Annotated in this window: 13 protein-coding genes and 2 tRNA genes; all 15 read right to left on the bottom strand. The window is 67.4% G+C overall.

All coding sequences use genetic code 11. The features are described from left to right. Positions 1 to 14: 14 nt before the first annotated feature. Positions 15 to 389 carry a 50S ribosomal protein L7/L12 gene (gene rplL, locus ACOGI9_RS02930; protein ID WP_310756546.1) on the bottom strand — a complete coding sequence of 125 codons (375 nt, stop codon included), beginning with the start codon at positions 387 to 389 and terminating at the stop codon, positions 15 to 17. Between the two features lie 66 nt (positions 390 to 455). Next, positions 456 to 980 (bottom strand): 50S ribosomal protein L10, encoded by a 525-nt coding sequence (gene rplJ / locus ACOGI9_RS02925; RefSeq protein ID WP_419858407.1) that lies wholly within the window; start codon positions 978 to 980, stop codon positions 456 to 458. Positions 981 to 984: 4 nt separating this feature from the next. After that, positions 985 to 1674 (bottom strand): 50S ribosomal protein L1, encoded by a 690-nt coding sequence (gene rplA, locus ACOGI9_RS02920; protein ID WP_419858406.1) that lies wholly within the window; start codon positions 1672 to 1674, stop codon positions 985 to 987. Positions 1675 to 1693: 19 nt separating this feature from the next. Beyond that, on the bottom strand, positions 1694 to 2125 hold the full coding sequence (rplK, locus tag ACOGI9_RS02915; protein ID WP_310779559.1) for a 50S ribosomal protein L11: 432 nt from the start codon (positions 2123 to 2125) through the stop codon (positions 1694 to 1696). Beyond that, positions 2125 to 2706 carry a transcription termination/antitermination protein NusG gene (gene nusG / locus ACOGI9_RS02910; protein ID WP_419858405.1) on the bottom strand — a complete coding sequence of 194 codons (582 nt, stop codon included), beginning with the start codon at positions 2704 to 2706 and terminating at the stop codon, positions 2125 to 2127. The genes rplK and nusG overlap by 1 nt, the downstream gene beginning before the upstream one ends. Beyond that, positions 2699 to 2905 (bottom strand): preprotein translocase subunit SecE, encoded by a 207-nt coding sequence (gene secE, locus ACOGI9_RS02905; protein ID WP_419858404.1) that lies wholly within the window; start codon positions 2903 to 2905, stop codon positions 2699 to 2701. The genes nusG and secE overlap by 8 nt, the downstream gene beginning before the upstream one ends. Before the next feature lie 9 nt (positions 2906 to 2914). Further along, a complete protein-coding gene (gene rpmG / locus ACOGI9_RS02900; protein ID WP_419858403.1) occupies positions 2915 to 3064 on the bottom strand; it encodes a 50S ribosomal protein L33 in 150 nt (49 codons plus the stop codon). A 9-nt stretch (positions 3065 to 3073) separates the two neighbouring features. Continuing rightward, complete coding sequence (gene tuf, locus ACOGI9_RS02895; protein ID WP_419858402.1) at positions 3074 to 4267, bottom strand: elongation factor Tu; 1194 nt, start codon at positions 4265 to 4267, stop codon at positions 3074 to 3076. Between the two features lie 112 nt (positions 4268 to 4379). Continuing rightward, positions 4380 to 4462 (bottom strand) — tRNA-Tyr (locus tag ACOGI9_RS02890). An 84-nt stretch (positions 4463 to 4546) separates the two neighbouring features. Further along, positions 4547 to 4619: transfer RNA gene (locus ACOGI9_RS02885), tRNA-Thr, on the bottom strand. 102 nt (positions 4620 to 4721) lie between these two features. Beyond that, positions 4722 to 6197 (bottom strand): cysteine--tRNA ligase, encoded by a 1476-nt coding sequence (gene cysS / locus ACOGI9_RS02880; RefSeq protein ID WP_419858401.1) that lies wholly within the window; start codon positions 6195 to 6197, stop codon positions 4722 to 4724. Beyond that, positions 6194 to 6817 (bottom strand): hypothetical protein, encoded by a 624-nt coding sequence (locus tag ACOGI9_RS02875; RefSeq protein ID WP_419858400.1) that lies wholly within the window; start codon positions 6815 to 6817, stop codon positions 6194 to 6196. Before ACOGI9_RS02875 ends, cysS begins: the two co-directional genes overlap by 4 nt. A 37-nt stretch (positions 6818 to 6854) precedes the next feature. Next, on the bottom strand, positions 6855 to 7328 hold the full coding sequence (locus ACOGI9_RS02870; RefSeq protein WP_419858399.1) for a YkvA family protein: 474 nt from the start codon (positions 7326 to 7328) through the stop codon (positions 6855 to 6857). 155 nt (positions 7329 to 7483) lie between these two features. Continuing rightward, the gene (glmS, locus tag ACOGI9_RS02865; RefSeq protein WP_419858398.1) at positions 7484 to 9340 is read right to left on the bottom strand and encodes a glutamine--fructose-6-phosphate transaminase (isomerizing); all 1857 of its coding nucleotides are present in this window, start codon (positions 9338 to 9340) and stop codon (positions 7484 to 7486) included. Positions 9341 to 9347: 7 nt separating this feature from the next. Next, positions 9348 to 10724: a phosphoglucosamine mutase gene (gene glmM, locus ACOGI9_RS02860; protein ID WP_419858397.1), complete on the bottom strand. Its 1377-nt coding sequence runs from the start codon at positions 10722 to 10724 to the stop codon at positions 9348 to 9350. Positions 10725 to 10739: the final 15 nt, after the last annotated feature.

The following is a 10739-nucleotide window of genomic DNA, read 5'->3' as shown; positions in this document are numbered from 1 at the left end:
GCTCTTCAGCGCGGCTACTTGAGATCCGCCGTGGCGCCCTGCTCTTCGAGCTTGGCCTTGATCTCCTCCGCCTCCTCCTTGGACACGCCTTCCTTCACGGGTCCGGGGGCGTTGTCGACGACGGCCTTCGCCTCCTTGAGACCCAGGCTCGTGACTTCACGCACGACCTTGATCACCTGGATCTTCTTGCTGCCCACCGCCGTGAGGACGACGTCGAACTCCGTCTGCTCCTCCTCGGCGGCGTCGCCTCCGCCACCGGGAGCGGCGGCGACGGCGACCGGCGCGGCGGCCGACACACCGAAGGTTTCCTCCATTTTGTCTTTCAACTCGGCGGCTTCAAGCACCGTCAGCGAGCCGATCTGCTGCAGAAGATCGTCGATTTTGGACATGTTCTTCCGTTCCCTGGATCCTGTACGTATTCCGCACGCCCGCACGTCACGGGCATGCGTCCCACCTCAGGCGGACTCGTTCTTCCTTCCGACCTGTTCGATCATGTCTGCGATGTCGCGGAAGAGCGCATTCAGAGCGCCGGCGATGCCGCCGACGCTCGCCGTGAGCCCGCCCGCGATGCTGCCGAGCAGCACCTCGCGCGAAGGAAGATCGGCAATGCGCCCCACTTCCTCCGGCGACGTTTCCACCCGATTGATGACGCCGACCTTCACCACCGGCCGGTTCTCGTTCGCCTTCGCGAATTCCTTCAGCACTCTGGCCGGCGTGACGGGGTCGGCGTCGCTGAGGATGAGCCCCGTCGGACCCTCGAGATGGGCGCTCAGATCCGGGAGGTCCAGATCCTCGAGCGCCCGCTTCATGAGGGTGTTCTTCACGACCCGATAACTCAGGCCCTCGTCTCGGAGCCGCGTTCGGAAATCCGTGATCGCCTTCACGTTCAGCCCGGTGAAGTCGGTCAGGTAGATCGTCCCGCTCTCTTCGATCTGCGCAGTGAGTTCCTGCGTGACGCGCTGCTTTTCTTCGAGTCTCATGGATCTATCGGTACAGGTCCTCGTCGACGGAAACACCGAGACCCATCGTGCTGGTCACGGTCACGCTCTTCACGTACCGGCCCTTCGCCGCGGCGGGCTTCAACCGCACGATCTCGTCCATGAGGGCATCGAGATTCTCGTTCAAGCGGTCGAGTTCGAAGCTCACCTTGCCGATCGGCGCATGCACGTTGCCGGTCCGGTCCACCCGGAATTCGATCTTGCCCGCCTTCGATTCGCGAACGGCCCGACCCACATCCATGGTGACCGTGCCGGCCTTCGGCGTCGGCATGAGGCCGCGCGGCCCGAGGATCCGGCCCAGCCTGGCCACATCCTTCATGAGATCCGGCGTCGCGATCGCGACGTCGAAATCGAGCCAACCCTCCTGGATCTGCTCGATGTACTCGGTTCCCACGTAGTCCGCGCCCGCCTCCTTCGCCTCGGCCGCGCGGTCCGCCTTCACGAGCGCGAGCACGCGCACCTTGCGGCCCGTCCCCGCGGGCAGGATGACCGTGCCGCGCACGATCTGGTCCGCCTTGCGCGGGTCCACGCCGAGGCGCACCGCGGCCTCGACCGTCTCGTCGAAGTTCGCGAACGCCGTTTTCTGCACGCGCTCGAGCGCCTCGCGGGGCGCGAGGGCGCCGTTCGCCGGAGCGGCCCCTACGGCGGAGCGGTATTTCTTGCCGTGTTTCGGCATGTTTCCCGATCTCTCCCGATCAGTCGGCCCGCTCGATCCCCATGGATCGTGCGGTGCCCGCGATCATCCGCATCGCGGCCTCTTCATCGGCCGCGTTGAGATCCTTCATCTTGATCCGGGCGATCCTGCGCAGCTGGTCGTCCGTGACCTTGCCGACCTTCTCCCGATTGGGGACCGGCGAACCCGACTCGAGACCGAGTTCCTTCTTGAGCAGCTCCACCGCCGGCGGCGTCTTGGTGATGAAACTGAACGTCCGGTCCTTGTAGACCGTGATCTCGACCGGGATGATGGTGCCGGCTTCCTGCTGCGTCTGCGCGTTGAACGCCTTGCAGAAGTCCATGATGTTGAGGCCGTGCTGGCCCAGCGCCGGACCCACGGGCGGGGCCGGATTCGCCTGCCCCCCCGGAATCTGCAGCTTGATGAACCCGGTCACCTGTTTCTTTGGCGGCATCAGAACCCCTGCAACTGCGTGTAGTCCAGTTCAACCGAGGTCGGGCGCCCGAACAGGCTCACCTGCACGCGCACCTTGCCCTTCTCCGCAAACACTTCTTCCACCGTTCCGCTGAAATCGCTGAACGGTCCCTCCATGACTTCGACGACCTGCCCCGGCCGGAAGGGGATCTCCGTCTCCGGGCCCGCCTGCTCGAGTTCATCCGCGATGCCGAGGATCTTGTTCATCTCCTCGGTCTTGAGCGGCTGGGGATCCTTCCCGCTCCCCACGAACTTGATGACGCCGGGGACGTTGTTCACGACGTACATCGTGTTCTGGTCCAGCAGCATCTGAATGAGCACGTAGCCCGGGTAGAGCCGCTTCGTCGACTTGACGCGCTTCCCTCCCTTGATCTCGACGACTTCCTGCGTGGGGACGATGACCTCCCGGATCGGAGGCTCATCCCCGTACTCCTGGATCTTCTGCTCCAGAAGCGTCTTCACCTTCTTCTCGTGGCCCGAGTACGTCTGCAGCGCGTACCAGCGCGGCGCTTCCCCGGGAGAGCCGGTCTGCGCGGCTCCCGCGCCCGCGGACTCAACCACCGAACGACCCGACGATGAATCGCACGGACGCGGCAAAGACCGAGTCCATGGCCCCGATGACGATGGCCATGATGAACACGAAGATCAGGATGCCGATCGTTGCACCGCGCAACTGATCCTTGTCGGGCCACGTGACCCGACGCATCTCGACCTGTACCTGTTCCGCGAATTCCTGGGTTCTTCTGACGATGCCGGCCAATCGAACCCCTTACCGTGTTTCCTTGTGCATTCTATGTCCGTTACAGCGGCGACAGAATTTCTTCTGTTCGGCCCGCTGCGGATGGGTCCGCCGATTCTTCGTCGTCGAATAGTTGCGCTCTTTGCACTCCGTACATTCGAGCGTGATCCGAACCCTCATTTGCGTTCCCTAGTCGTGGATGGCGGTGACGACTCCGGCGCCCACCGTCCGGCCTCCCTCGCGGATCGCGAACCGGAGGTTCTCCTCCATCGCGATCGGCGCGATCAGCTCCACCGCCATGTTCACATTGTCACCCGGCATCACCATCTCCACCCCCTCGGGCAGCTCCGCCGAGCCCGTCACGTCCGTCGTCCGGAAGTAGAACTGCGGACGGTACCCGTTGAAGAACGGCGTATGACGCCCGCCCTCGTTCTTCGTCAGCACGTACACCTCCGCCGAAAACTTCCGGTGAGGCGTGATCGACTGAGGGTGCGCGACCACCATCCCGCGCTCCACCTCCGTCTTCGCCACCCCCCGAAGCAGGAGCCCCGCGTTGTCGCCCGCCTGGCCCTCGTCCAGGATCTTCCGGAACATCTCCACTCCCGTCACCACCGTCTTCTTCTCCGAGCCCAGGCCCACCAACTCCACGCCCTCGCCCGTCTTCACCACCCCGCGCTCGATCCGGCCCGTCACCACCGTCCCCCGGCCCGTGATCGTGAACACGTCCTCCACGGGCATCAGGAACGGCTTGTCCGTCGCACGCTCCGGAACCGGGATGTAGCTGTCCAGCGCGTCCATCAGCTCCCCGATGCACGCCGTCTCCGGAGCCCCCGGATCCCCGCTCTCCAACGCATGAAGCGCCGAGCCCCGTACCACCGGCACGTCGTCGCCCGGAAACTCGTACTCGCTCAGCAACTCCCGAACCTCCAGCTCCACCAGGTCCAGCAACTCCTCGTCGTCGACCTGGTCCACCTTGTTCAAAAACACCACGATGTACGGCACGTTCACCTGGCGGGCCAGCAATATGTGCTCCCGCGTCTGCGGCATCGGCCCGTCCGCCGCCGACACCACCACGATCGCCCCGTCCATCTGCGCCGCGCCCGTGATCATGTTCTTCACGTAGTCCGCGTGTCCCGGACAGTCCACGTGCGCGTAGTGTCGTCCCTCCGACTCGTATTCCACGTGCGCCGTCGCGATCGTGATCCCCCGCTCCCGCTCCTCGGGAGCCTTGTCGATCTGATCGAACGCCACGTACTCCCCGTATCCCTTCTGAGCCTGTACCTGCGTGATCGCAGCCGTCAGCGTCGTCTTCCCGTGGTCCACGTGTCCGATCGTCCCCACGTTCACGTGCGGCTTCGTTCGCTCGAACTTTTCCTTCGCCATCGCCCCTCGTTCTCCTCTCGGACTACGGGTTCGGCGGAGCGGCCCCGCGACGGGCGCTCCTCCTGCTCGCGCGCGGGCTACGCCCTTTGTTTCGTCAGTGGTCTCGTGAAGGTGGTGGGGGGAGGATTCGAACCTCCGAAGGCATAAGCCAGCAGATTTACAGTCTGCCCCGTTTGGCCGCTTCGGTACCCCACCGCCGGTACCTGGCGCCCGATCGACGCCCGATCGATGAGTTCCAGGGTTCGCCGCTTCGGGGCGGCTGTTCGTCCGACTCGACCGAGCTGGCGGTGGGGCTCGAACCCACAACCTCCGGATTACAAATCCGACGCTCTACCGGTTGAGCTACGCCAGCGACCCTTCCGCACAATAGCGTCCTAACATAGGGGTATGCGGGGCCGACCGTCAAGGTGTTTTGGGGCGCTGGATTCGACCCCCGTTTGCGGGCGCGATCGCCTCATCCCGCCGTCCGGAGCGGACGCGGCACCTGGATCGTGCGCCCACCCACCCGAAGGCGGGTGAACTCCGCCAAATCCTCCACGATCACCCCACGGGACTCGAGTTCGGCGCGGATCGCATCGGCACGCCCGAAGTCCCGGCTCGCCCGGGCGCGCTCGCGTTCGCCGACGCGGCCCGTGGCCCACTGCAGGAGCTCGTCATCGCCCCCGGATGACTCGCGGTCCCGGACGGCGAGGACTCCGAAGACTCGATCGAACGCGTCGATCACGGCGAGGGCATCCCCGGTGCCCAGGGGGGCCCGTGGATGGGCGGCGTCAAGCAGGTGATTCGCTTCCCGCACGAGCCCGAACACCGCCGAAAGCGCTTCGCTCACGTTCAGGTCGTCGTCCATCGCCGCTTCGAACGCGGCGCCCGCTCGCGCCGCCGCCTCTCCGAGGTCCGTCGACGCATCGGTCTCCGCCTCGCCGGCCTCGCGCGCGCGGTTCCTGAACTCGTGCAGGCGGGCCACGGCCTTCGCCGCCGCCTCCAGGCCGTCGAACGTGAAGTTCAGCTGGGCCCGGTAATGTCCGCTGAGCAGCAGGTACCGGATCGCGGAGGGCGCGTGTCCGCGTTCGACGAGTTCCGGGATCGTGAAGCAGTTGCCGAGCGACTTCGACATCTTCCGGCCTTCCACCAGAAGGTGCTCGGCATGGAGCCAGAACTTCGAGAACGTCTTCCCCGTCACCCCTTCGGACTGCGCGATCTCGTTGGTGTGATGCGGGAAGAGGTTGTCGACCCCTCCGGTATGGATGTCCAGCGTTTCGCCCAGGTGGTGCATCGCCATCGCCGAACACTCGAGATGCCAGCCGGGCCGACCGGGTCCCCACGGAGAATCCCAAACGGCTACGGCCCCGTCCCCGCCGCGGTCGCCGCCTTTCCAGAGGACGAAGTCTCTCGGGTCATCCTTGTCGTAATCTTCGTCGCCCGCGGCCCTGCCGGTCGCGGTGAGTCCCCCGGAGTCGATCCCGGCCAGCTGCCCGTACCCGGGGAAACGCGCGATCGCGAAGTACACCGAACCCTCGCTCTCGTACGTGAGTCCCCGCTCGGAGAGGGCCTCGATCAGCCGGATCATCCCGTCGACGTACCGGGTCGCCCTTGGCCGATGCTCGGGTTCCTCGAGCCCCAGCGTGTCCCAGTCCTCGAGGAACATCTCGATCACGGGATCGGTGACCTCGGCCAGCGGCACGCCCCGGGCGGAAGCCGCCGCGATCGTCCGATCATCGACATCCGTCAGGTTCATGACCTGACAGACTTCGTATCCCTTGAACCGGAGGTAGCGACGAAGCAGATCTTCCCACGCAAAGGCACGGAAGTTGCCGATGTGTGCGCGGTCGTACACCGTGGGCCCGCAGGTGTACATGCGCACCCGGCCCGGTTCGACGGACTCGAACGGGCGCAGCCGCCGCGCAAGGGAGTCGTAGAGCCGGAGAGTCATCGCCCGCCCGGGGGGAGATAGCGTTCCGTCCGCCAGTCGCGGTACGCGGCGATGTCCTCCGCGCCTCGTTCGCGCGAGATCTGCAGACACCCGCCCAGCTGACGATTCGACCGGTCGAGGATGAGCCCCGGGAGGACGCCGGCCTCGCGCGCGAACGCGAGTTCGTCGAGCGGCTCGTACGCAGGCCCGCCGAAGAGGAGTCGCGCCGCGATCCACCCGTCGATGAACCCGTCGACCGCCTCGATTTCCCGTGAGACGAGCACCTCGCAGGCCACGTCGGGATCCTGGCGCACGGCATGCATTCGCAGGACCGCGTAGCTCTCGTACGCCCGCCCGGCCTCCCTCAGGTTTCCCGGCATCACGAGCGCGGCGCTCGAATCCGTCACGACTTCGACCGCGTTCCATGGCCAGGCGTCCCGCGCCTCGGATTCATCCAGGTCCCGCCCGAACGATGGGAAGTAGAGAACGAGGGGATCCTCCACGAGATCGGTCATGAGAGAGTCCGAACGGTCCCGGAAGCGGAGGAGGATGTCGGCCTCGAACTCGACGAAGCTGCCCGAGGGGGCCGTCAGACGATACTGGGCGTCAGCCGACTCCGCGCCGACGAGCCCGGCGAGCACGAGCAGGGGCGCGGCGATCCGCAGTCGGCGGCTCAGGCTACGGTGCGGCCGCCCGGAGGACGAGCTGTGGGCGTTCCGCTTCAGAGTCCGACCGCCGGTCGAGGAGCCCCGCGAATTCGAGAACGTCATCGCCCGCCCCGCCGAGCAGTTCCCGCTCCCGGGCGAGCAGATTTTTCGAGACCTCGAGCGCCGAGCGCTCGCCGGTCCAGTGCTCCTCCACCACATCCCAGCCAAGCTCCTCTCCGATTCGGTGCGTCACATACGCACAGCAGAAGACATCATCCAGAAAACCGTACGGCCCGACCTCGTCTTCCGGGATCACGTCATCCGGACTCACGAGGTAGGCGATGGCCGCATCCACCAGGATCCGCTGCTGCCGGGTCAGGCGCGGATCCTTCATCAGGGTGAACATCAACAAACCGTAGACGGGCGCGAGGATGACGACGTCACGCAGCGTGCCTGCGTATCGCGCGACCTGATCCTTCATCCACTGGAGGTAGGCGCTCGGCATCCCCTTCCAATCCCGATCACGGTGGACCACGCGACCGGGCGGCCAGCCCGATGCACACGGCCCGGCGGCGGACGCGACGCCCAAACATACCACCGGCTCTTTCCCCCTGTAACCCCTTCACTACCCGCGGTGGCGGGTCCCCGGCGTCGGAGGGACTACTCGACCGTCACGGTCTTCGCGAGGTTCCGCGGGCGGTCCACGTCGCAGCCTCGCAGGACGGCGATATGGTAGGCGAGAAGCTGTAGCGGAACGACGTTGACGATCGGTTGCAGGAGCGGCACCGTCGCGGGCACCGGGATCAGGTGATCCACCTTTCGGGCGAGATCGGTCTCCCGGCGGTTCACGAGCGCGATCACGCGGCCGCCGCGCGTTTTCACCTCCTCGATGTTCACGAGCACCTTCGGGTAGACGGCGCCGCGCGGAGCCATGAAGACGACGGGCATGTCTTCGTCGATGAGCGCGATCGGGCCGTGCTTCATCTCGGCCGCCGGGTATCCCTCGGCATGGATGTAGGAGATCTCCTTCAGCTTGAGCGCCCCCTCGAGGGCGATCGGAAAGTTCGGGCCCCGCCCCAGATAGAGGAAGTTGCGCGCGGGGGCGAACTCCTCCGCCACCCGCCGGATGTGGTCCTCCGTGGCCAGAACCTCCTCGATGAGGGCGGGAAGTCCGTCGAGGGCGCGCACGAAGGCGCGGCCTTCCTCGCGGCTCATCCCGCGCCGCCTTGCAATCATGAGGCCGAGCAGGGCGAGCGAAACGACCTGCGCCAGGAAGGCCTTCGTGGAGGCGACGCCGATCTCCGGACCGGCGTGCGTGTAGATCCCGGCCCGCGTCTCCCGTGCGATCGTCGAGCCCACGACGTTGACGATTCCGAAGGTGGGGGCCCCGAGCCGTCCGGCCTCGCGCACGGCCGCGAGCGTGTCCGCGGTCTCCCCGGACTGGGAGATGCCGCCCACCACGGTCCCCGGGGCGAGGATCGGGTTCCGGTATCGGAACTCGGAGGCGTACTCCACTTCGACCGGAAGGCGCGCGAGCGCCTCGATGAGGTATTCCCCGACGAGCGCCGCATGCCAACTCGTCCCGCACCCCGTGAGGACGATGCGCTCGGCCGCGTCGATCTCCGGGCGGAACTCGTCGAGCCCGCCGAGCCGAGCCGTGCCTTCCTCCGCCAGCAGCCGGCCCCGCATCGCATCGCGTACGGTGTTGGGCTGTTCGTGAATCTCGCGGAGCATGAAGTGGGGGTATCCCGCCTTTTCGATCTTTTCCAGGTCCCAGTCGACGCGGCGGATTTCCTTCGTGACGGGCTCCCATCCGATGTGGCCGCGGTCTCTCCCGAGATCGACGATCCGGTGCCCCGAAGCGGTGAGGACGGCCATTTCGTCGTCTTCCAGATACACGATGTCGCGGGTGTGTTCGAGGACCGCAGCCACGTCCGAAGCCACCCAGGTCGCTTCTTCGTCCGTCTCTCCGATCCCGAGCAGCAGGGGCGCGCCGCGGCGGGCGACGACGATCCGCGCCGGGTCGTGCACGCTCATGACGGCGAGCCCCAGCGTGCCCTCCACCTGGGTCAGCGAGGCGGCAACGGCGCGCTCGAGGTTCCCGTCGAACGCTTCCTCGATCAGGTGGGCGACGACCTCGGTATCGGTCTCGGAAGTGAAGCGGTGGCCGAGTTCGGAGAGCTTCGTTCGCAGTGCGTCGCAGTTCTCGATCACGCCGTTGTGGACCAGCACCACCTCGCCCCGGTCGCCCGTAAGCGGGTGGGCATTGGCGCGGGTCGGCGCGCCGTGCGTCGCCCAGCGGGTGTGAGCGATTCCGGTCGTTCCCGAAAGCGGGGCCTCGGCGAGCCGGTCCGCCAGGTCGTCGACGCGGCCCGCGCACTTGCGGAGCCTGAGCCCCGAACCGGTGTGCACGGCGAGGCCCGCCGAGTCGTACCCGCGGTATTCGAGGCGGCGGAGCCCGTTCAGCAGGAGCGGGGCCGCCTCCTCCGCCCCGACGTAGCCGACGATCCCGCACATCCGCCGCTCAGACCCCCCGCCGGACCAGCGCCTCGACCCAGTCCGCGCGCTCGTCCGCCAGTACCTCGCCGGCCGCCTCCGCCATGATGCGGAAGATCGGCTCGGTGCCCGACGGTCTGGCGTGGATCCACGACCCATCCGGCCACTCGAGCCGGATCCCGTCCTGCCGGTCCACCGTCGCCCCGGACGGAGCCGCGGCCGCGATCGCGGCGAGCGCCTCCTCGATGCCCAGTCCTTCCCGGGAGATCGTCCGCTTCACGATCCGGTACGAGGGTCGCTCGTCGACCGCGGCGCCGAGGGTCGAACCGCGCTCCGCGAGAAACTGCAGAATCAGGGCGGCGGCCAGCGGGGCGTCCCGCGTGAGGTGCAGTCCCCCGTAGATCACGCCGCCGTTCCCCTCTCCACCGATCGCACTCCCCGCCTCGAGCATGCGGGCGACGACGTTCGCCTCCGCAACCGGCGTGCGGATCAGCGGCACGCCGGCGCGATCCGCCGCGTCCTGGATCAGGCGGCTCGCGGAGAGGTTCGTCACGACGGGCGCCGGCTCGCGGGCCGCGACGAGTTCGACGGCCAGCGCGAGGGTCCAGTCCTCGCCCACGGGACGCCCCCTCTCGTCCACCAGGGCGAGGCGGTCGACATCGGGGTCCACGGCGAAACCGATGTCCGCGCGCACCTCCGTGACGCACTCGGAGAGCTTTCCGAGGTTCTCGACCAGAGGCTCGGGAGGACGGGGGAAACGGCCGTCGGGTTCCAGGTCGAGCCCGCTGACCCGACAGCCGAGACGCTCGAGCAGGGGGCGCATGATCGGCCCTCCGGCGCCGCGCACGCAGTCGAGCGCGACGTGGAACGCGTTCGACGCGATGAGTTCGCGGTCGATGATCGGCAGCGACAGAATCCGCTCGATGTGGGCGTGGCCGGCGCCTTCCCGCGCACTTCTGTTTCCGATGCGCGCGGAATCCACGTACTCGATCTCTCCCTCGAACCTTCGCTGGACCTCCCGCCCGGCGGCCGGCGAGAGAAACCGCCCCTCGCGCGCCACCAGCTTGAGCCCGTTCCACGGCGCCGGATTGTGGGAGGCGGTAACGAGGAGTCCGCCGCTGGCGGCCTCGTCCTCTCCCACGGCGAGGAGACCCGTGGGCGTCGCCACGATCCCGAGGTCGCACACGTCCAGCCCGACGGCCCGGACCCCGGCCGACACGGCGTCGAGCAGCACAGGCCCGGAGACGCGGCTGTCGCGGCCGATCAGAACATGCCCCCGGCCGGGAGCCGCGGCGGCGATGTGCGCGGCGAACGCGGCGCCGTAGCGGGCCGCGATCTCGGGCGTGAGCCCGCGCCCGACGATGCCCCGAATGCCCGAAGCAGAAACGATGAGTGACCTTGACACGCTGTTCTCCACCGA

Source organism: Candidatus Palauibacter irciniicola, assembly GCF_965208695.1.
Taxonomy (GTDB): Bacteria; Gemmatimonadota; Gemmatimonadetes; order Palauibacterales; family Palauibacteraceae; genus Palauibacter; species Palauibacter irciniicola.
This window is presented reverse-complemented; position numbering and strand designations above follow the sequence as displayed.